The 19485-nt window shown below is 69.9% G+C and carries 21 protein-coding genes; 13 read left to right on the top strand and 8 right to left on the bottom strand.

The annotated features are described in order from the left end of the window. Positions 1-55 precede the first annotated feature (55 nt). On the bottom strand, positions 56-253 hold the full coding sequence (locus OH735_RS21475; protein ID WP_406383141.1) for a hypothetical protein: 198 nt from the start codon (positions 251-253) through the stop codon (positions 56-58). Here OH735_RS21475 and OH735_RS21470 point away from each other — a divergent pair. The 5 genes from OH735_RS21470 (at position 252) to OH735_RS21450 (ending at position 4696) form a co-directional block, all read left to right on the top strand. Then, the gene (locus OH735_RS21470; RefSeq protein WP_406383140.1) at positions 252-1421 is read left to right on the top strand and encodes a thiolase C-terminal domain-containing protein; all 1170 of its coding nucleotides are present in this window, start codon (positions 252-254) and stop codon (positions 1419-1421) included. The genes OH735_RS21475 and OH735_RS21470 overlap by 2 nt on opposite strands. Positions 1422-1529: 108 nt before the next feature. Further along, on the top strand, positions 1530-2195 hold the full coding sequence (locus OH735_RS21465) for a pyridoxal 5'-phosphate synthase (RefSeq protein WP_406383139.1): 666 nt from the start codon (positions 1530-1532) through the stop codon (positions 2193-2195). A 350-nt stretch (positions 2196-2545) separates the two neighbouring features. Next, positions 2546-3457, top strand: a complete 912-nt coding sequence (gene htpX, locus OH735_RS21460; RefSeq protein WP_406383137.1) for a zinc metalloprotease HtpX — start codon at positions 2546-2548, stop codon at positions 3455-3457. Between the two features lie 9 nt (positions 3458-3466). Beyond that, a complete protein-coding gene (locus OH735_RS21455; protein WP_406383136.1) occupies positions 3467-4051 on the top strand; it encodes a hypothetical protein in 585 nt (194 codons plus the stop codon). 57 nt (positions 4052-4108) lie between these two features. After that, entirely contained in the window at positions 4109-4696 is a 588-nt protein-coding gene (locus tag OH735_RS21450; protein WP_406383135.1) for a DUF1707 domain-containing protein, read from the top strand. 61 nt (positions 4697-4757) lie between these two features. Here OH735_RS21450 and OH735_RS21445 read toward each other — a convergent pair whose 3' ends face one another. Further along, positions 4758-5177: a Zn-ribbon domain-containing OB-fold protein gene (locus OH735_RS21445; protein WP_406383134.1), complete on the bottom strand. Its 420-nt coding sequence runs from the start codon at positions 5175-5177 to the stop codon at positions 4758-4760. After that, positions 5174-5626 (bottom strand): DoxX family protein, encoded by a 453-nt coding sequence (locus OH735_RS21440; protein ID WP_406383133.1) that lies wholly within the window; start codon positions 5624-5626, stop codon positions 5174-5176. Before OH735_RS21440 ends, OH735_RS21445 begins: the two co-directional genes overlap by 4 nt. 190 nt (positions 5627-5816) lie before the next feature. Here OH735_RS21440 and OH735_RS21435 point away from each other — a divergent pair, with 190 nt between their 5' ends. Continuing rightward, on the top strand, positions 5817-7001 hold the full coding sequence (locus tag OH735_RS21435; protein WP_406383132.1) for a flavin-containing monooxygenase: 1185 nt from the start codon (positions 5817-5819) through the stop codon (positions 6999-7001). Positions 7002-7037: 36 nt separating this feature from the next. On the opposite strand, the gene OH735_RS21430 is transcribed toward OH735_RS21435, so the two are convergent. Further along, on the bottom strand, positions 7038-7625 hold the full coding sequence (locus OH735_RS21430; protein WP_406383131.1) for a Uma2 family endonuclease: 588 nt from the start codon (positions 7623-7625) through the stop codon (positions 7038-7040). 49 nt (positions 7626-7674) lie between these two features. After that, complete coding sequence (locus tag OH735_RS21425) at positions 7675-8631, bottom strand: helix-turn-helix domain-containing protein (RefSeq protein WP_406383130.1); 957 nt, start codon at positions 8629-8631, stop codon at positions 7675-7677. Positions 8632-9464: 833 nt separating this feature from the next. Here OH735_RS21425 and OH735_RS21420 point away from each other — a divergent pair. From OH735_RS21420 to OH735_RS21405, 4 genes are all read left to right on the top strand, one after another. Beyond that, complete coding sequence (locus tag OH735_RS21420; protein WP_406383129.1) at positions 9465-11693, top strand: acetate--CoA ligase family protein; 2229 nt, start codon at positions 9465-9467, stop codon at positions 11691-11693. A 67-nt stretch (positions 11694-11760) separates the two neighbouring features. Continuing rightward, the gene (locus tag OH735_RS21415; protein WP_406383128.1) at positions 11761-12600 is read left to right on the top strand and encodes an enoyl-CoA hydratase/isomerase family protein; all 840 of its coding nucleotides are present in this window, start codon (positions 11761-11763) and stop codon (positions 12598-12600) included. Between the two features lie 300 nt (positions 12601-12900). Further along, the gene (locus OH735_RS21410; RefSeq protein ID WP_406383126.1) at positions 12901-13569 is read left to right on the top strand and encodes a HEAT repeat domain-containing protein; all 669 of its coding nucleotides are present in this window, start codon (positions 12901-12903) and stop codon (positions 13567-13569) included. A gap of 6 nt (positions 13570-13575) precedes the next feature. Continuing rightward, positions 13576-14580 carry a HEAT repeat domain-containing protein gene (locus OH735_RS21405; protein ID WP_406383125.1) on the top strand — a complete coding sequence of 335 codons (1005 nt, stop codon included), beginning with the start codon at positions 13576-13578 and terminating at the stop codon, positions 14578-14580. Positions 14581-14633: 53 nt separating this feature from the next. Here OH735_RS21405 and OH735_RS21400 read toward each other — a convergent pair whose 3' ends face one another. Beyond that, positions 14634-15632, bottom strand: coding sequence for a hypothetical protein (locus tag OH735_RS21400; RefSeq protein ID WP_406383124.1), 999 nt, complete (start codon positions 15630-15632; stop codon positions 14634-14636). Positions 15633-15836: 204 nt separating this feature from the next. Next, positions 15837-16277, bottom strand: a complete 441-nt coding sequence (locus OH735_RS21395; RefSeq protein ID WP_406383123.1) for an ATP-binding protein — start codon at positions 16275-16277, stop codon at positions 15837-15839. A gap of 156 nt (positions 16278-16433) precedes the next feature. On the opposite strand from OH735_RS21395, the gene OH735_RS21390 reads away from it, so the two are divergent. Together OH735_RS21390 and OH735_RS21385 are read left to right on the top strand one after the other, a co-directional pair. Then, positions 16434-17312 carry a helix-turn-helix domain-containing protein gene (locus OH735_RS21390; protein WP_406383122.1) on the top strand — a complete coding sequence of 293 codons (879 nt, stop codon included), beginning with the start codon at positions 16434-16436 and terminating at the stop codon, positions 17310-17312. Next, the gene (locus OH735_RS21385; protein WP_406383121.1) at positions 17309-17518 is read left to right on the top strand and encodes a DUF397 domain-containing protein; all 210 of its coding nucleotides are present in this window, start codon (positions 17309-17311) and stop codon (positions 17516-17518) included. The genes OH735_RS21390 and OH735_RS21385 overlap by 4 nt, the downstream gene beginning before the upstream one ends. A gap of 160 nt (positions 17519-17678) precedes the next feature. On the opposite strand, the gene OH735_RS21380 is transcribed toward OH735_RS21385, so the two are convergent. Beyond that, complete coding sequence (locus OH735_RS21380) at positions 17679-18641, bottom strand: hypothetical protein (RefSeq protein ID WP_406383120.1); 963 nt, start codon at positions 18639-18641, stop codon at positions 17679-17681. Between the two features lie 181 nt (positions 18642-18822). On the opposite strand from OH735_RS21380, the gene OH735_RS21375 reads away from it, so the two are divergent. Beyond that, positions 18823-19437: a flavin reductase family protein gene (locus OH735_RS21375; protein WP_406386668.1), complete on the top strand. Its 615-nt coding sequence runs from the start codon at positions 18823-18825 to the stop codon at positions 19435-19437. Positions 19438-19485: the final 48 nt, after the last annotated feature.

The raw sequence follows: 19485 nt of genomic DNA, 5'->3' as shown, positions 1-19485 counted from the left end.
CGTCGGGCTCCTTCTCCTCAGGGGCGTTCGGCCTCTGATCTGACGGTCCGTCATGCTAGGGGTGAATCTTCGAGATGCCCAGGGCCGCGCACGTCGGCGGCCCGCCCGGCGCCTCACCACCCTGCCCCGCACCCAACCCCGCGACGCACTCCGTGCCCCACTCCGCGACCCACTCCGCAGCCGACTCCGTGACCCACTCCGCGACCCACTCGGCGGTCCGCTCGGCGCGTATCTGATGTACCGTCAGATCCATGCCTTCTTCCCACCGCAAGGTCGCTGTCGTCGGCATATCCCTCGCCGACTGCGGACGCGTCGACGAGGCCACGCCGTACGCCCTGCACGCCCAGGCCGCCCGCCGGGCCCTGGCCGATTCGGGGCTGGACCGGTCCGTCGTCGACGGTTTCGCCTCCGCCGGGCTCGGCACGCTCGCCCCGGTCGAGGTCGCCGAGTATCTGGGACTGAAACCCACCTGGGTGGATTCCACCGCGGTCGGCGGCTCGACCTGGGAGGTGATGGCGGCCCATGCGGCGGACGCCGTCGCGGCCGGGCACGCCAATGCCGTACTGCTGGTGTACGGGTCGACGGCCCGGGCGGACATCAAGGCGGGCCGCCGGACGTCCAACCTCTCCTTCGGGGCGCGCGGCCCGCTCCAGTTCGAGGTGCCGTACGGGCACTCGCTGATCGCCAAGTACGCGATGGCCGCCCGCCGCCATATGCACGAGTACGGGACGACCCTGGAGCAGCTCGCCGAGGTGGCGGTCCAGGCACGGGCGAACGCGGCGGCCAACCCGGACGCGATGTTCCGTGACCCGATCACCGTGGACGACGTGCTGTCGGGGCCGATGATCGCGGACCCGTTCACCAAGCTGCACTGCTGCATCCGCAGCGACGGCGGCTGCGCGGTGCTGCTGGCCGCCGAGGAGTACGTACCGGACACGGCGAAGGAACCCGTGTGGATCCTCGGTGCCGGTGAGCACGTCTCGCACTCCACGATGTCCGAGTGGGACGACTTCACGGTCTCCCCCGCGGCGGTCTCCGGCCGGCTGGCGTTCGAACGGGCCGGGGTGCGGCCGGACGACATCGACCTCGCCGAGATCTACGACGCGTTCACCTATATGACGCTGGTGACGCTGGAAGACCTGGGTTTCTGCGCGAAGGGCGAGGGCGGCGCGTTCATGGAGAAGGGCCGGACCGGCCTGACGGGCGAGCTGCCGGTCAACACGGACGGCGGCGGCCTGTCCGCCTGCCACCCCGGGATGCGCGGGCTGTTCCTGCTGGTGGAGGCGGTACGGCAGCTGCGCGGCGAGGCGGGCGACCGCCAGGTGCGCAGGGCCGGTGGCCGGCTGCCGGAGCTGGCGGTGGCGTCGGGGACGGGCGGCTGGTTCTGCTCGTCGGGGACGGTGGTGCTGGGGCGGAGGTGAGGAACCCGGCATGCGCGAGGGCGATCCTTCGGACGTCCTGTCCGAGACGTCCTGCCCAAGAGGTCCTGCCCAAGACGTCCTGCCCAAGAGGTCGTGTCCAATAGGGCCATGAGTGATGCGCAGAAGACCTTCCGTGACCTCCTTCACGCCCAGCGCGTCTGGGATGTCGACCTGCCGGTCTTCGTCCCGGCCACCGCACCGCCCGCCCCGCTCCCCCTCTTCCACCTGTGGTTCGCCGAAGCCGTGGACGCGGGGCAGGTGGAGCCGCACACCATGACGCTGGCCACCGTCGACGCCGAGGGTCACCCCGACGTACGGACACTGATGCTGCACGACGCGGACGAGCGCGGCTGGCACTTCGCCACGCACCGCACCAGCGCGAAGGGCCGCCAGCTCGCCGCCCACCCGTACGCGGCGCTCGGCTTCTACTGGCCGGCCCAGGGACGGCAGGTACGGGTACGAGGTCCGGTCACCGCTTGCGCGCCCGCCGAGAGCCGAGCCGATCTGCATGCCCGCTCGACCGGCGCGCTCGCGTCGGCGCTGGTCGGACGGCAGAGCGAGGTACTCGGCTCGTGCGAGGAACTGAACCGCGCCTCCGACGCGGCCTGGGAACGGGCGCGGACGGAACCGGAGGCGGATGTAACGAGCTGGACGCGGTACGTGGTCGATCCGCACGAGGTCGAATTCTTCCAGGGCGACGCGAGGCGCCGGCACCTCCGGCTGCGATACCGCCGACAGGCCGCTATCTGGGAGCGGGAGCTGCTCTGGCCCTAGCGGGTGCGTCCCCAGGCAGGCGCAAGGGGCGTTCCCAGGTCGTCCGTCCCGAGGTCGCGCCCGCCTTTCAGGGCTTCTTCGTGGCCGGGCAGCAGTTCACCGAACCCGTCGTCGTCCTGGGTGAACGGTCGGTGTGCGGTTGGGACCCGAGATCGGGCCGGAGAGCGGGCCGGAGATCGGGCCGGGTGCGGTCAGCAAACGCGGGGCTGCTCGACTGCGCCGCTCCAAACCCACTCAGGTCTCTCCTGTCTCCTCACCTTCCTTGCCTCCTCGCCTCTCTTATCTCTCTTATCTCCGCTTTCCATGGGAAAGGGGCAAGATGGAAGGCACTAGGGCGACTGGAGGCAACGATGAGCCGAACCCGTTCCCGCTACGCCCCGGACCGCGGGCTGACCACACGCATGGTGAGCACCATGTTCCTGATCGGCTTGCTGTACGTGGTCCTGGTCGGCGTGCTGCTCGCGGTGCTGCGCGGCGCCTGGCCGATCATTCTGATCCTCGTCGGCGGCATGTTCATCGCGCAGTTCTGGTTCAGTGACCGCATCGCGGCATTCAGCATGGGAGCCCGCGAGGTCACTCCGGAGGAGGCTCCCGAGCTGCACGGCGCCATCGACCGGATCTGTGCCCTGGCCGACATGCCGAAACCGCGCGTGGCCATCGCCCAGAGCGACGTACCGAACGCCTTCGCGACCGGCCGCAGCGAGAAGTCCTCTCTCGTCTGCGCCACCACGGGGCTCCTGCGCAGACTGGATCCCCCAGAGCTGGAGGGCGTGCTCGCGCACGAGATGTCACACGTCGCGCACCGCGATGTAGCCGTCATGACCATCGCCTCGTTCCTCGGTGTGCTCGCCGGGATCATCACCCGCGTCGCCCTCTGGGGCGGCCTCTCCCGCAACAGCCGCAGCAACGACCCCGTCGGCATCGCGATCATGCTGATCCCGCTGGCAAGTGCGGTCGTGTACTGCCTCAGCTTCCTGCTCACCCGACTGCTCTCGCGCTACCGCGAACTCTCCGCCGACCGCACCGCCGCCCTCCTCACCGGTCGCCCCTCGGCGCTCGCCTCGGCGCTCACCAAGGTGAGTGGGCAGATGGCCCGGATCCCGACCGAGGACCTGCGGAAGGCGGAGCCGTACAACGCCTTCTACTTCGTCCCCGCGTTCTCCTCGAAGGAGAGCCTCAGCCGGCTGCTCTCCTCGCACCCGACCCTCGAACAGCGCCTCGACCAGCTGGCCCGTATCTCCGCCGACCTCGCCCGCCCGTAAGGAACGTCCATGGGTCTTCTCGACGCCATTCTGGGCCGCAGCAAACCAGTCCGCCCCGACCTCGACCAGCTCTTCGCCGTGCCCTCCGCCGCCCTCACCCTCCAGGCGGGCGCCGACTTCACCCCCACCGGCCTCGGCTCAGTCTGCTTCGCGGGCGTCGAGGGCGGCACCTTCGCCCGTATCCAGCAGGACGTACAGGAGCTCTTGGACGCCGACACCGACAAGGGCGGCATCCCGGTGGAGTTCAGCCAGGACAGCTACGGGTACACCTGGCTGCTCGCCCGCCAGTCCCCCGACGACGTGGCCTCTCTGGTCAACGACCTGCACGCGGTCAACACCCTGCTCCAGGACGGCGGCTTCGGGCCCCAGCTGCTCTGCTCACTGATCGCCTTCCGGGACGCGCGGGACCGTCCGCTGGCGCTGGTCTATCTCTACAAGCGCGGCACGTTCTACCCGTTCGCGCCCTTGCCCGGCGGTGTCGAGAAGCGCGACAACCAGCTGGAGTTGCAGGCGAGGGCGGTACTGGGGGACGACCTCCGCATGGAGAAGGACCTGGCCCGGTGGTTCCCGGTGTGGGGGGCGCCGGGGCTGTGACGCGGGGAGGGCCGATGGCAGGGGCCCGGCGTCGCACCCGCCCGTATCATCGCTTTCATGACTGCTGAGCCCTCCCGTTCCGCCGACCGTATGCGCGCTTCGGATGCCGATCGCGAGACGGTGGTCGAGCAGTTGCGGGAGGCGGCGGCCGAGGGCCGCATCGACATGGACGAGCTGGACACCCGGCTCGGGCTGGCGCTGTCCGCCAAGACCTACGCCGAACTGGCGCCCCTCACCGAGGATCTGGTCCCCATCGAGGTGGCGACGGGTGAGCCGCTGGTCCTCAAGGGCGGGATGCACGGCGTGACGCGCTCGGGCGTCTGGAAGGTCCCCCCGGTGATACGCGCGCAGGGCGGCATCGGCGGCGTCCGGATCGACTTCACCCGCGCCGAGTGCCGACTGCGCGAGATCGCGCTGGAAGTGCGCGGAGAGATGGCCGGGGTGAAGATCGTGATCCCGGAGGGCTGGACCGTGCACACCGACAACCTGGATCACGGCCTCGGCGGCCTGAAGGACAGGACCACGGACGAGAGGACGCCCGGCGCCCCGCTCCTCCGGCTGACGGGCTCCTGCGGCATGGGCGGTGTGGTCGTCCGCCACCCGAACTTCCGCGAACGCCGCAAGCTGCGCAGCATCGAGCCCTGATCCGGGCTGAGCTGCACTGAGCCGCGCTGAGGCACATGCACATGCACTCCATGCGTGGACCTCAACAGTCTCCGGGGTGGAAGACCGGAACAGCCTCCTCCCCCTCCTCCCGCCGGAAGGCCACCCGCAGCGCCATGCCGATGGCGAGGCCGGACTCCTCGCACCCCACGATCTCCGTCATCATCCGCGGCCCCTCGGCCAGGTCGACCACGGCCGCGACGTACGGGACGCGGGCACCGAACGGCGGCAGGTCGTTGCGGTGGACGACGGACCAGGTGTAGAGCGTCGCGTGTCCGCTCGCCCGTTCCCAGGTGACGTCCTCGCTCCAGCAGTGCGGGCAGAACTCGCGGGGGTAGTGGTGGGCTCGTCCGCAGGCGCGGCAGCGGCGCAGCAGCAACTGCCCCTGGGCGGCGGCGTCCCAGTAGGGGCGGGTGAAGGCGTCGGGCTCGGGGAGGTCGAAACGTACGGCTGCCGCGGTCAAAGGAAGAGTCCGATCGCGTCGTCGAGGGACCAGGTCTGCCAGGACATCGCGAACAGCGCGACGAGCGAGATGAGCGCCATCATCGCGTTCTGCCCCTGCTCGGCCCAGTCGTGGATCATCAGCACCAGGTAGAGGAGGTTGAGCAGGAGGCCGGCGACCAGCGCGACCGGGGTGAGGAATCCGGTGATCAGGCCGAGGCCCAGGGCGAGTTCGGCGTACACGACGAGATAGGCCATGGCCTTGGGGCGCGGGGCGACGACCCGCCGGAAGCCCGTGCGTACGGCCGCCCACCGGTGCTTGTCCGCGACGTCGGCGGCCCAGGCGATGCCCGTACCGCGCTCGAACCACCCCTTCTTGTCCTTGTGCCGCCAGCTCTCCAGCCACCACAGGCCGAGGCCTATCCGGAGGACGGCGAGCCACTCGGCGCCACCGAGCCAGATCGTCTGCATGGGTCTCCCGCTCACTGGAACCAGAATCTGACGGTACGTCAGTTCACCTGATGGCGAGGGTTGCCGCAAGAGGCGTGCGCAATCAACTGGCCCACGGAAACGTTCAAGAACGCACACACGTGATCAATTCGCAATCGATTCCCCTCTTGACCGAGACCCATCAAGTAAGTGCGCGATTACGCTCCGGACCATGCCCGACAGCAAACCGACCGCCGGTAACACCGTCCCGGCCCCCACCCGCACCGAGGACCGGCCCGTATACGTCATCGGCGGCGGCCCGGGCGGCCTCGCCGCCGCCGCGACCCTGCGCGAGCGGGGGGTGCGGGCGGTCGTGCTGGAGAGGTCCGAGAACGTGGGGACGTCCTGGCGCCGCCACTACGACCGGCTCCACCTCCACACGACCCGGCGCCGGTCCGCGCTGCCGGGGCTCGCGATGCCACGCCGGTTCGGACGCTGGGTGGCCAGGGACGACGTGGTGCGCTACCTGGAGAAGTACGCCGAGCACCACGAGCTGGAAGTGGTGACGGGCGTCGAGGTGTCCCGGATCGACCGCTCCCCGGACGGAGCCGGCTGGCAGCTGACCGCGACCGGTGGCCGGATGCTGACCGGCCGGGCCGTCGTCGTCGCCACCGGCTACAACCACACTCCGCGCATCCCCGACTGGTCCGGACGCGACACCTTCACCGGCGACCTCGTGCACGCCTGCGACTACCGCAATCCGGCCCCGTACGCGGGCCGGGACGTCCTCGTCGTCGGCATCGGCAACACGGGCGCGGAGATCGCCGTCGATCTGGTGGAGGGCGGGGCGTCCCGGGTGCGGATCGCCGTGCGCACCGTGCCGCACATCGTGCGCCGCTCGACCGCGGGCTGGCCCGCCCAGGCGACCGGCATCCTGGTACGCAGGCTGCCGGTCCGTCTCGTCGACCGGGCCGGGGGCCTGATGGCCAAGATCGCCGTGCCGGACCTCGCCGCACAGGGGCTCCCGCGCCCCGACACCGGCCTGTACTCACGGGTCCGGGACGGTGCCATCCCGGTGCAGGACGTGGGACTGATCGACGCGGTACAGGGCGGCCGGGTGGTACCGGTGGCAGCCGTCGAGTCGTTCGACGAGGACGCGGTGGTGCTCGCCGACGGGGACCGGATCACCCCGGACGCGGTCATCGTGGCGACGGGCTACCACCGGGCCCTGGAGAGCCTGGTCGGCCACCTCGGCGTCCTGGACGCCCGAGGCCGGCCGGTGACGCACGGCGCCCGCACACCCAAGCAGGCCCCCGGCCTGTACTTCACCGGGTTCACCAACCCGATCAGCGGCATGCTCCGCGAAATGGCCCTGGACGCACGGAAGATCGCCAAAAAGCTGGCGCGCACCGGCTGACTGTTCGGGGGCCGGGCGGGGACCTCCGCGCGGGCGTCAGGCGTAACGCGGGAGCGCGTCGGTCGAGATCGTCCACTCGCCGATGGTGACGTCCTCGCCGTACACGAAGTCCTTGCGGATCGCATATCGCGGACCTTCCGGCGTCGGGTGGATTTCGGAGAGGACGGCGCCGGTGCCCGTGCGGGGATCGAAGATCGCGTAGATGGGGATGCCGAGCAGGGGGTAGTCCCGCATCTTGCTCACCCAGTCGTTGTCCGGGTTGGACCGTGAGACGACTTCGATGGCGGCGATGAGCGTACGAGGGTCGACGGAAGTCACCACCTCCATGTCCGTCTCGGCGATCACCATGATGTCCGGGTGACGCAGGATGCCCCGAGGCGTGTCCTCCACGTCAGGAGTCCCGGTATGGGCCACCAGCTCTTCCGGCATCACCTTTTCCAGGCGTTTCCGGACGCGCAGCACCGTCAGCTCATGGGGTCCGGCGGGCGCCATCATGTCGTGGACGATTCCTTCTTCGGTGATCTCGAATTTGCCGGGAACGCTGTCCTGCATCTGTTCGACGATGTCGCGCATGGCCAGGTAGTGGACCGAGTCCCGCTGTGCGTCGTCCGGGGCGATGGCCATGGCGTGCGCTCCTCGTCTGTGCCCGGGGGCAAGGGTCGTCACGTTCATGCTAAGCGGCCTCCATCAGATCGGATCGGCAGTCGCGGCAGTGACCCGGCTCAGGAGCCCGGAAGGCGCGGTCGCAGCTGTCGCAGTTCTGGAGCGGGTCGGGGCGTGGCACGGCTTCCCGAACCGGGGCGGTGGGCAGTGGGGGCGGCAGGAGGGTGGTGAGGCGGTGGGCGAGGAGGCCCGCCGGGTGTGTCAGCGGCTCGGGCAGGTCGGCGACGAGGGTGCGGCGTACGGCGTCGGGGTGGGCATCGCGTTCGAGCCAGGCGGCGACGGCGGGCGCCAGCCGTCGGACGTCGTCCTCGGTCAGCAGCAGTCGGGGTTCGTGGCGGCGCAGGCCCGCGAGGAGATCGGTGGCCGCACGGTGACGGTCGAGGTCGGGAACCTGCGGCTGGGGAAGCGGCGGGCGCGGTGGTACGTGGGTGGGGGCGGGTTTCCCTGTTTCCGGCTCGGGCGGGGGCGCGGGGGCCGTCTCCGGGGCCGGGGCCGGGGCCGGGGCCGGTGCGGGCGCAGAGGCCGGTGCGGGCGCAGAGGCCGGTGCGGGCGCAGAGGCCGGAGGCCCGGGGGCCGGGCGGACAGGCCTGGGCCGAGGCCCGGGCACTGCGGCGGGGCTCGCATCGGTGATGGGCTGGTTGTAGGAGACCGTGCGGGTGACGACCCGGCCGCTGGGGAGACGTTCCCGGGTGCGCTTCAAGTAGCCGTGGGCTTCCAGTTCGCGCAGGGCGGCGGCGATCCGGGCCTCGCTCTCCGGGAAGCGGTCGGCAAGGAACCTGATGCCGATCCTGACCCCGTCGGGCAGCGACTGGATGTGGGCGGCGAGCCCGATCGCGGTGAGGGACAGCTCACCGTGCTGGGTGAGGTGGTTGCCGACGACCGTGAATCGGCTGGTGTGCCGGGTGTTGATGTGCACGACACCGGATGACGGGGCGCGCGAGGGCGCGCTAATCTGCGGGGTATCCAACGGGAAGCCTCTTACTTCTCGGTGGTCAGGCCCTCGATCAGGATTGCCGTCCTGGCCGGGGGCCGTCGCATGTCTGGGGTTGTGAGGGCGAGCTTATGCCAGCCAACCGGGCTGGAATCCAGTCGAGTTGGCAAACCTCACCCGTGTGAGTGACGGGAGGCAGGGTGGGGTTGGGAAGGGTGATTTCCCCGGTTCTTGAATCCTTTGATGTCGCGCGCGACCGCGTCGCGGCCCGTCGGGCCCCGGCCCGTCGTGCCCTGGCCCACCGAGTCGTGACTCACCGGGTCGTGGCTGCCGCGACCCGGTGGAGGTGGTCACGGGCAAGGCCGAGCGTGAGATCGGCCGCCGGGCGAGGTGCCGGCTTGTGCGGCTGGCCCTATTCCCGGGAACCTCCTCCCGAACCCGTCGTGCGACCGGGCCGCAGCCCACTCCCGTACCTGTGCGAGGTGGCCTGCTCGGAGCCCGATGCGCGGATCGGGCTCCGAGCAGTGTCGGATGGCCACGGGCGGCGCGTTCGGCGGCCCATCCATGGGGGGGTCTCCAGGGGCTGTGTGCTCCGGGGCGGGCGTTTCCCCCTCGCCATGTCACGTCCACGCACGGGGGGCGGAGGAGCAGGGCCACTGCCGCACGGGGAGGAGGGACCCAGGCCATACCCCGGAATTCCGGAATGGATATCCGGGTGTCCGGGTGTCCGGGCGTCCAGGTATCCGGTTCAGCCTTTGCCTGCATACCCATTCCTGACGGGCCGTCAGTTCAGTAACCTGACAGAGTGTCAGCTTCAGGCTGGGCGGGCACGATCACCCGACAGACCCCGAGCAGGAGTGGGCGGAACGATGCTTGGATCGACTCACGGCACCCTCACCACCGACTTCCGCGCCAGGGTGGTGGCCTGCGGCGAGGAGCCGTACGCCATCGTCCACAGCATGGCGGCCACCGCCGCGGAGGGCGATCTCGATGTCAGCGGCCGCCCACTGCACGCGCCCGTGCCGGGCCTGGACCGGTTCTTCCGGCCCGAGTCCGTGGCCGTCATCGGCGCGTCCGACACCGAGGGGCGGCCCAATACCGGCATCACCCGGCAGCTGATCGGCTGGGCCGAGCGGGTCGGGGCGCGGCTGCATCCGGTGCATCCCACCAGGGAGTCCGTGTTCGGGCGGGCCTGTTCGCCTTCCGTCGCGGACCTGCCGGAGCAGGTCGACCTGGCGGTGCTGCTGGTCGGCGATCCGCTCCCGGTGATCGAGGAACTCGCGCAGGCCAAGGTGAAGTTCGCCGTCGCCTTCGCCTCCGGGTTCGCCGAGACGGGCGACGAGGGCGCTGCCGCCCAGGCGCGGCTGGCCGCGGCGGTGGAGCGGTCCGGGCTGCGGCTGCTCGGGCCGAACACCAACCTCAACGCCTTCGAGAAGTTCCGCGACGACCTGGACGGGCCGGCGATCGCGCTGATCACCCAGTCCGGTCACCAGGGACGCCCCGTCTACACCCTTCAGGAGCTGGGCGTGCGCCTCTCACACTGGGCGCCCACGGGCAACGAGGCGGATCTGGAGACCGCCGACTTCATCTCGTACTTCTCGCAGCGCCCCGAGGTCGGGGCCATCGCCTGTTACGTGGAAGGGCTCAAGGACGGGCGCTCCTTTCTGCTGGCCGCCGACCGGGCGGCACGGGCCGGCGTTCCGGTGGTGGCGGTCAAGGTGGGGCGTACGGAGGCGGGCGCCAGGATGGCCGCCTCACACACCGGCAAGCTGACCGGCGCCGACCAGGTGGTGGACGCGGCGATGCGGCAGTTCGGCGTGATCCGGGTGGACGGGCTCGACGAACTCCAGGACACCGCGGCCCTGCTGGCCCGGGCGCGGAAGCCGCAGGCCGACGGCGTCGTCGTGTATTCGATCTCGGGCGGCACGGGCGCGCACTTCTCGGACCTGGCGACCGGCGCGGGGCTGAGGCTTCCCACGCTGTCCCAGGAGAAGCAGCGCGAGCTGCACGAGTGGATCCCCGGCTATCTGAACGTGGCGAACCCGGTCGACAACGGCGGCCACCCGGTCGGCGACTGGCGCGGCCGGAAGATCATCGACGCGATCCTCGCCGACCCCGCCGTCGGCGTGCTGATCTGTCCGATCACCGGCCCCTTCCCCCCGATGAGCGACAAGCTCGCGCAGGACCTGGTGGACGCGGCGGAGACCACGGACAAGCTGGTGTGCGTGGTGTGGGGCTCGCCCGTCGGTACGGAGGACGCGTACCGCACGACGCTGCTCGGCTCGTCGCGCGTCGCCACCTTCCGTACCTTCGGCAACTGCATCACCGCCGTGAAGGCGTATCTGGACCACCACCGGTTCGCCGCCTCGTACCGCTCGCCCTTCGACGAGGCACCGCGCACGCCGTCGCCCTCGTTCCGCAAGGCGCAGGCACTGATGCGCCCGGGCCGACAGCTGAGCGAGCACGCGGCGAAGCAGCTGCTGCGGGCGTACGGAATCCGCGTCCCGCGCGAGCAGTTGGTGACCAGCGCGGCGGCGGCCGTCCGGGCCGCGGCGCAGGTCGGCTACCCGGTCGTCATGAAGGCCTCGGGCACCCGGCTCGCCCACAAGACCGAGCTCGGCCTGGTCAAGGTCGGGCTCACCTCCGCCAGCCAGGTGCGGGACACGTACCGCGAACTGACCGACATCGCGCGGTACGAGGGTGTCGAGCTGGACGGGATCCTGGTCTGCCAGATGGTCGAGCGGGGCGTCGAGATGATGGTCGGCGTCACACAGGACGCGTTGTTCGGGCCGACGGTGACGGTGGGGCTCGGTGGCGTACTGGTCGAGGTGCTGCACGATGCGGCGGTGCGGGTACCGCCGTTCGGCGAGGACCAGGCGCGGTCGATGCTCGGCGAACTGCGCGGCCGGGCCCTGCTGGAGGGCGTACGTGGCGGTCCGCCGGCGGATGTGGACGCGCTCGTCGAAGTCGTGCTGCGGGTCCAGCGGATGGCCCTGGAACTGGGCGACGACCTCGCCGAACTCGACATCAACCCACTGATGGTACTCGGGCGGGGGCAGGGCGCGGTGGCGCTGGACGCGCTCGCCGTCTGCCGCTGACCGGTCACCCCGCCGACCGCCTCGACGGCCGCGCCAACGACCGACCCACCTACCCAGGAGCTGCCTCATGCCGTCCTCCCCCGAAGACACCACCGAGTCCACCGAGTCCACCGACCCGCTTGATTCATTGGTACTCCACACCACTGACAACGGCGTCTCCTGGATCACGCTCAACCGCCCCGAGGCGATGAACGCCGTCACCTGGGACCAGCGGGAACGCGTCATCGCCCTGCTCGCCGAGGCCTCCGCCGACCCGGCGGTCCGGGCCGTCGTCCTCACTGCCACCGGCCGCGGCTTCTGCGCGGGCGCCGACCTGCGCGGCGCCCCGGCGACGGGCGACCGGGTGCCGGGCGATGTCGCCCGTACGATCCGGCTCGGCGCTCAGCGCCTGATGGCCGCGGTCCTGGACTGCGAGAAGCCGGTGATCGCGGCCGTCAACGGCACTGCGGCCGGTATCGGCGCCCACCTCGCGTTCGCCTGCGATCTGGTGCTGGCCGCCGACTCGGCGAAGTTCATCGAGGTGTTCGTACGCCGCGGCCTCGTGCCGGACGGCGGCGGCGCGTATCTGCTGCCGCGCCTGATCGGCCCGCAGCGCGCCAAGGAGCTGATGTTCTTCGGCGACTCGCTCCCGGCGAGGGAGGCGGAGCGTCTGGGCCTGGTCAACCGGGTGGTCCCGGACGAGGAACTGACGACGACGGCCCGCGCGTGGGCCCAGCGCCTGTCCGACGGCCCGACCCGCGCGATCGCCCTCACCAAGCAACTGGTGAACGCCTCCCTGGACTCCGACCGCGCGACGGCGTTCGCGGCGGAAGCAATGGCCCAGGAGATCAATATGACGACACAGGACGCCAACGAGGGCGTGGCAAGCTTCGTGGAACGGCGTACGCCGAAGTACCGGGGACTGTGAGCGACCCCGGAAGCCCTCTGGCGTCCCTCCGGCCTTGAACACACCTTCAGAATGATCAAGCAGACACTGGACTGAACCCGCCCGAAACTCCGCACCCCACAGGCAGCCGACCGCTGGACCTGGCTGATCAACGCCGCCCACACCCAACCACGTGAACGTGCCTCATAACGTCACGCACGTCTCATCTGACGTGACACGCACCGAACTCGGCGGACAGAGGGTGCCTGGTGATCTCGCGGCGTGGCCCCACTTGACCTTGACACAGTGACAAGGCCTTCACTGCGTCAAGGAGGTGGTCCGATGACCATGCCGAAACAGGACACGGATACGATTCGAGCTCTCCAGGGGCTGGAGGACAGCCGCTCGTCAGTGCGACTGCGGGCAGCGCTGGCGGTCGGCACGACCCCTGACCCGCGGTTCATCGACAAGCTCATCGAACGATGCGCGATCGAACCCGAGTTCTACGTGCGCGAAATGCTTACGTGGGCACTCACCCGCCACTCAGCATCAATGACGGTGCCAGAGCTTCTCAATGAAGTCCGCTCGGAGCGTGCGCAGGCACGAAGCCAGGCGTTGCACACGCTGTCCAAGATCGGGGATCGGCAAGCGTGGCCGGCGATCACACGGGCGCTTCTGTCCGACGCCGACGACGAGGTGGCGCGGAGCGCTTGGCGGGCAGCGGTCGTGCTCGTGCCCGAAGGTGAAGAGCCCGAGTTGGCCGTAGTGTTGTCGACACAGCTCGGGCGCGGCGAACGTGAGACGCAGCTGAGCCTCAGCCGGGCGCTGATCGCGCTCGGTGAGGTGATTTTGTCAACTCTGCGCGCTGCGATGACGGATCGCGACCCTCGCGTGCGCGCGCACGCAATCGCCACGGAACGGCTGTTGCACGACCCGGATGCCGGATTCGAGTCCGCGGTCGAGGAGGCGAAGCGCGTCGTAGCCCTCGGCAGAGCCAGCCAGGAGGGGTGATAGGCAGTGTTGATCGGTGATGTGGCACGACGGTCCGGGGTCAGCGCCCGCATGCTCAGGCATTACGACTCGCTCGGCCTGGTGCGGCCAACGGGTCGTACCGACGCCGGCTATCGAGAGTATTCCAGCGAGGACGTCCGACGGATCTTCCATATCGAGAGCCTGCGGTCATTGGGGCTGTCGCTGCGTGAGGTCGGGCGCGCGCTCGATGATCAAGGCTTCACGCCCTCAGAGCTCGTCGACGACCTCATCCGCCAGACGCGAGAGCGCATTGCGGGTGAGACGGAGCTGCTCACGCGACTCCGTCGGATCGGTGCCGCGGAACCCGCCGGCTGGGACGACGTCCTCCAGACCGTCGCACTCCTCCAGGCGTTGGGGTCAAAGAGCGCCGGGACGCGCCAGCGCGCGGCCTTGTCCTCGATCGAAGAGGTTCCGGTGCCAGTGGAAGCACTGGTCGAGGCAGCGCTGAGCGAGACCGACCCGAACGTCGCCGGAGCCCTTCGATGGGCTTTGGCGCAATCGGGCAATGGCGGATTGGCGCTGCTGGCGGAGGGCCTCGGCTCGCCAGCAGCCGAGGTGCGGAAACGTGCCGTCCGGTCCATCGCCGAGATTCCGAACGGTGAGGCGACCGCACTGCTGCAGGACGCCCTCACGAACCCCGACATCGTGGTCCGCAGGTATGCAGCTCTGGCGCTCGGGGCACGTGGAGTAGCCGACGCGGTCCCGACGCTCATCGATATGGTCGTCGAGGAGACGAATGACGTCGATGCAGCCGATGCACTGAGCGTGCTGGCGAGTCGTCCCGCGTTGGCGGATCAGATCGCTACCAGGCTCGTTGATTGCCTCGCCCACGGCACCGTTGAATCGTCTGCACGTCGACGGCTGGCACAGGCGCTCGCGGATATCCCGGGAATCACAGCGTCACGTGCCCTCGCAGATCTGTCACATGACGAAGACCGTGCCGTTGCGCTTACTGCGGCATACATTCTCGGGATACGCAACGCACGATAACGGATCTTTCCTGGGGTGCTGTGTGCGCGGGGCCCAGTTGTTGCTGGCCGGGATTACTTCTCGGTGAAGACGTCCTCGACCGATGTCGCAGTGGGCGCGCGCAGGAGCCAGCGGCTCAAAGTGTCGAGGTCGGTGCAGCCCGTGATCCGTTCGCGCGCCTCGTCGGACACGTCGATACCGGCCCGGGCAAGGAAGAGCAGGATGCCCTGCGCAAGTCCTTCTGTACGGCCCTCTGTACGGCCTTCTGCCCGGCCTTCGTCCCGGATTTCTTCCGAGAGGGGTGACTTGTAGAAAGAAAGGTCCACGGCCACCAGGTTCCTCCACTGTTGTGCGGCCGGGCGGTTGCCCAGGCCCTGTGCGGTGAGTTCGACGATGGGGTCGGCGATGGTTTCCGGTGCGTCGCGCAGAGCGGTCGACAGCGTTTTGAGTATGGCACCGATGTCCGGATCGCCTGCGTGTGTGATCGCGGCCAGCGTGGCTAATGCCAGGTCCTTGCGGGCCTCGGCCACATCCGTGATCACCGGCATGTTGTGCGGGCCCGCGACGAGGGCTTGCAGGGTGAGCACGGGTGATTGCGGGTGGCCGACGGTGAACGGGCGCATTGCCCATTCGGCGGTGGCTCGGTCCTGGCAGACGACCAGCAGCATGGGTGGCAGCTTGCACTTCGCCTGGAGGTACGACAGGTAGTACATCCAGCTCGCCGGCTTGTCCGGGTCCTTCTTCCCCTGGGCCTCGCTCTCCGGGAAGCGGCCGGGGAGATCCTTGATGCCGATCCTGACCCCGGCAGGCAGCGACTGGATGTGCGCGGCAAGCCCGATCGCGGTGAGGGAGAGCTCGCCGTGCTGGGTGAGGTGGTTGCCCACGACCGTGAAACGGCTGGTGTGCCGGGAGTTGTCGTGCACTACACCGGACGACGGCGTGGCATCCCTGCGTACGCGGGACGGGGCGCGCAAGGGCGCGCTAATCTGCTGGGTATCCATCGGGAAGGTCTTCTCTTCCTCGTTGGTCAGGCCCTCGATCGGGATGCCAGTCCCGGCCGGGGGCCGTCGCATGTCTGGGGTTGTTCTGCCGCGACGAGCATATGCCGACCAACCAGCCCGAATCGCAGGAAAGTTGGCAAACCTCACCCGTGTGGGTGACGCTTGGCGGGTGGGGTTGGGAAGGGTCATTCCCCAAGGTCTTCAAGGCTTTTGATGTCGCGCGGCGCCGCATCGCGGACCACCGGATCGTGGATATCCGCGACCCGGTGGCGGCGGTCACGGTACGAGGTCGCACTCGGCCCAGACGGTCTTGCGGGGGAAAGGACCGGGGATGACACCCCAACGGTCGGCGATCGCGTCGACAATCAGCAGACCACGCCCGGACTCGGAGTCGCCGTCCGGGGCGGCCGTGCTCGCCCGGCCGGGCGGAAGGCACTCGCCACGGGCGTCGCTCACCTCGATCCGCAGGAGCGCGCCATCGTCGTGGACCGTGAGATCGAGCCGGAAGTCCCGCCCCGGTACGCGGCCATGGACCATGGCGTTGTTCGCCAGCTCGGCGACGATCTGCGCGGCCGACTCCGACGGCAGCCCCCACTCGCCCAGATGCACGGTGGCGAGCAGCCGGGCCAGCCTGGCTCCCCGGCGAGTGGGCGAGAGCAACACGGTGAACGTGCGGCTCGGGGCGGGGGGTTGAGGGAGAGCAATTTGTTGTTTCACGTCACTCAGCGTGGCCGGGCACACGTACGCTGACCAGTGATCAAGCGGATGCGTACGGTGACTGTCCGGCGCTTGTCCGGAGCTGTCCGGGCTGTCCGGAGCAGGCGTGCGGGTATGTGGTGCCGCGATGGTGACGGCACGTCGGAGGTGGCGCGGATGCGAGTGGACACGGACGGTACGGAGCAGACCGGGGGCGAGGCGGACGAGCCCGGTTGGGACGTCGACCCCGACGACGAGTCGGGTGCGGCCGTCGTCGCCACGGTGGGGCGGCAGTTGAGGCTGCGCCGGGAGACGGCCGGGATGCGGGCCGCCGAGTTCGGTGTGGCGATCGGGTACGGGGAGGACCAGGTCTACAAGGTCGAGGCCGGGAAACGGATTCCGCGCCAGGAGTATCTGGACAGAGCGGACGAGGTGCTGGGGGCGGGTGGGCTGATCGCCGCGATGAAGAAGGACGTGGCGGAGGCCCGGTACCCGAAGAAGATTCGGGATCTGGCGCGGATGGAGGCGCGGGCGGTCGAGCTACTGTCGTACGGCGACCACAACCTGCACGGTCTCCTGCAGACGGAGGAGCACGCTCGGGCGTTGCTGAGGACGAGACGTCCAGCCCTGTCGGACGACGAAGTGGAGCGTGGTGTCGCAGCCCGCATGGCCCGGCGCTCCATCTTCGACCGCTCGCCGGCCCCCGAGCTGAGCTTTGTCCAGGAAGAGGCGACGCTCAGCCGCCCCACTGGAGGCAAGATGGTGCTGCGCAGGCAGCTGGAACACCTCCTGGAGGTAGGACAGTTGCGCAACGTCGAAATTCAGGTGATGCCGACCGTCTATTGGGATCATCCTGGGACAGGCGGGCGGATCCAGGTGCTGAAGTTCGAGGACGGCACGGCAGTCGGGCGCTCTGATGACGAGTTCGGCGGTCGTCCCGTCTCCAGCCCGAAGCAGCTACGGATCCTTGAACTCCGCTATGGCATCATCCGGGCGGAGGCTCTCAGCGCACGGGAGTCGCTGGCCTTCATCGAGCGAGCGCTGGGAGAGACATGATCCGGAAGACCTCCGCTGGGGACGGCTCCGAGTTGGCGTGGTTCAAGAGCAGCTACAGCGACAGCAGCAACCCCAACGACTGCGTCGAGGTCGCCACCACCCCCAGCACCGTCCACGTCCGCGACTCGAAGAACGCGCAGGGCCCCCGGTTCGCCGTCGCGCCCGACGCGTGGGCGGAGTTCGTCACATACGCCGCCGGAAGCTGATCCGCCGAGCATTCACGCCCCGAGCCCGGCTCCTTCGGGTCTCGGGGCGTTCCTGACTGCGCCTCGCACCCGGAACTCTCACTCCGCCCTTCCTGCCCGACGCGACGGAGGCGCTCCACTGCTGTTCCGCCAGAGCTGTTCGGGCGGGCTCGGGGGGCGGTCACCGGGTGAGTGTGTACCAGTCCGGTGAGTCCGGATCGCCGTACTCCTGGTTGAGTTCGGGCCGGTCCGGCGTGCCGCTGATCCGCCAGCCGTCGGAGTCACTGGCGAAGGAGCAGTTCTCGATGTCGAGCCGCACACTCTGGCCCCACGTGCCCCACGTGGTGGTGTCCCCGGGCTCGTAGGACCACGTCCCCCGCCCCGAGCAGCGATACTTCCCGGCTTCCGACACCGCACCGCGCTCGACGGCGGAGTCGTGATCCGTCAGCGCATCGGCGCGCGCCGTGCCGTCGGCGGCCAGCCGCAGCGTGCCGCCCTCTCCGTCGGTCCAGGTCCCGACCAGCTGAGTGGCGTCGACCTTCGGCGGTCGGTACTCGGTGACCAGCCCGGTGGCGAACACGGCCGTACCGATTCCGAACACGGCCATCGCGGCGAGCGCACCGTAGCCGAGGATGCGCCGGAGCCGGCCCCCGTGCAGCGCGGCGTCGCGCGCCAGGAGGGCTGCCCCCGTCAGCAGCGCCGCGCCTGTCAGCCAGCTCAGGGTCAGCAGGCCGGAACCCGGGCGTCGGGCGATACCGAAGGCCACCACGCCCACACTCACCAGCGCCATGGCGGCGACCGGCACCCACCCCCACGCATCCCGGCCGGTGAACCGGGCGCTCGCCCAGCGGGCCACGGAGGCCGTGGGCAGCACGACGAGCAGACTCGCCACCAGGGCGAACGGTCCGCCGAAGCAGACGAGGAACGGCGCGACCAGCAAGGTCATTCCGGGTCCGTCCGGCGGAACGGGCGCCTGAGCGGCCAGCTCCGCGAACCCCGCGACCTCGACGCCGAGCACGGCCCCCATGAACAGCGCGCCCGCGCCCGCCAGGATCGACCGCCCGGTCCATACGTCCGGCAGGCCGGCGGACGCCTCGGCACCGGCTGGCGTCGCCCGCGAGTCCTGCGCAGCGTGCATCGACATGCGACTCCCCTCCGCTGCGCATCCTCTCCCACGCGGGACCGCACGCAGCGAGTGGGGCTCACCTCGACCGGCACCGGTTCCACGTCGTAGCACCCACTCGGTGCACGAACCGTCTTCGCCCCAACCCTTCCGATCTGACGCTACGTCAGTTTCAATGGAAGGCGTGATGGGACACGCAGGCATGGCCGCCACCGCCGTCCGGTACCTCAGGTCCGTCGGCGCCGCCACCACCGCAGGGACGGCGCCGGTCGACCCCCTGCCGCGCCCGGATCTTCGGGCCGTCGCCGACGGCGAGCGGCTGCCGGTCGATCCGGCCGAATTCCGCCGTGTACTCGGGCACTTCGCGACCGGGGTCACCATCGTCACCGCGCACGATCCGGACGACGCGGAGGGTCCGGCCGGCTTCGCCTGCCAGTCGTTCGCGTCGCTCTCGCTCGACCCGCCGCTGGTCACGTTCATGGTCGCCCGTACGTCGACGACCTGGCCGCGCATCGCCCGCGCCGGGGCCTTCTGCGTCAACATCCTGGGCGCGGACCAGGGCGCACTGTGCCGGAGCTTCGCGGTGAGCGGGGCCGACAAGTTCGCAGGGGTGGCGTACGAGGCGGCTCCCGCGACCGGATCGCCGCTGCTGGACTCCGTACCGGCCTGGATCGACTGCCGCATCCAGGCCGTCCACACCGGGGGCGACCATCTGATCGTGGTGGGCCGGGTGGAGGCACTGGGGGCGGCGGACGGGGACGGTCCGCTGCTGTTCCACCGGGGGGTGTTCGGGCAGTTCGGGCCGCTCGGCGGGTGAACGTTCACCGTGCCCTGACGGTCGCAGCACCTCTGAGCCTGAGACCGG

The sequence above is a fragment of the Streptomyces sp. NBC_01618 genome (genome assembly GCF_045209435.1).
GTDB lineage: Bacteria > Actinomycetota > Actinomycetes > Streptomycetales > Streptomycetaceae > Streptomyces.
The sequence above is the reverse complement of the archived record's forward strand: the minus strand, read 5'-3'. Positions and strand labels throughout refer to the sequence as shown.

Bases quoted from the DNA above. Each gene is read 5' to 3' on its own strand.
- OH735_RS21455 (WP_406383136.1), top strand. From the start codon at position 3,467: ATGGGTCTTCTCGACGCCATTCTGGGCCGCAGCAAACCAGTCCGCCCC.
- OH735_RS21420 (WP_406383129.1), top strand. From the start codon at position 9,465: ATGCTTGGATCGACTCACGGCACCCTCACCACCGACTTCCGCGCCAGG.
- OH735_RS21475 (WP_406383141.1), bottom strand. From the start codon at position 253: ATGGATCTGACGGTACATCAGATACGCGCCGAGCGGACCGCCGAGTGG.
- OH735_RS21380 (WP_406383120.1), bottom strand. From the start codon at position 18,641: ATGTCGATGCACGCTGCGCAGGACTCGCGGGCGACGCCAGCCGGTGCC.
- OH735_RS21385 (WP_406383121.1), top strand. From the start codon at position 17,309: ATGATCCGGAAGACCTCCGCTGGGGACGGCTCCGAGTTGGCGTGGTTC.
- OH735_RS21440 (WP_406383133.1), bottom strand. From the start codon at position 5,626: ATGCAGACGATCTGGCTCGGTGGCGCCGAGTGGCTCGCCGTCCTCCGG.
- OH735_RS21470 (WP_406383140.1), top strand. From the start codon at position 252: ATGCCTTCTTCCCACCGCAAGGTCGCTGTCGTCGGCATATCCCTCGCC.
- OH735_RS21415 (WP_406383128.1), top strand. From the start codon at position 11,761: ATGCCGTCCTCCCCCGAAGACACCACCGAGTCCACCGAGTCCACCGAC.
- OH735_RS21465 (WP_406383139.1), top strand. From the start codon at position 1,530: ATGAGTGATGCGCAGAAGACCTTCCGTGACCTCCTTCACGCCCAGCGC.
- OH735_RS21435 (WP_406383132.1), top strand. From the start codon at position 5,817: ATGCCCGACAGCAAACCGACCGCCGGTAACACCGTCCCGGCCCCCACC.
- OH735_RS21375 (WP_406386668.1), top strand. From the start codon at position 18,823: ATGGCCGCCACCGCCGTCCGGTACCTCAGGTCCGTCGGCGCCGCCACC.
- OH735_RS21400 (WP_406383124.1), bottom strand. From the start codon at position 15,632: ATGCGACGGCCCCCGGCCGGGACTGGCATCCCGATCGAGGGCCTGACC.
- OH735_RS21410 (WP_406383126.1), top strand. From the start codon at position 12,901: ATGACCATGCCGAAACAGGACACGGATACGATTCGAGCTCTCCAGGGG.
- OH735_RS21450 (WP_406383135.1), top strand. From the start codon at position 4,109: ATGACTGCTGAGCCCTCCCGTTCCGCCGACCGTATGCGCGCTTCGGAT.
- htpX (WP_406383137.1), top strand. From the start codon at position 2,546: ATGAGCCGAACCCGTTCCCGCTACGCCCCGGACCGCGGGCTGACCACA.
- OH735_RS21390 (WP_406383122.1), top strand. From the start codon at position 16,434: ATGCGAGTGGACACGGACGGTACGGAGCAGACCGGGGGCGAGGCGGAC.
- OH735_RS21430 (WP_406383131.1), bottom strand. From the start codon at position 7,625: ATGGCCATCGCCCCGGACGACGCACAGCGGGACTCGGTCCACTACCTG.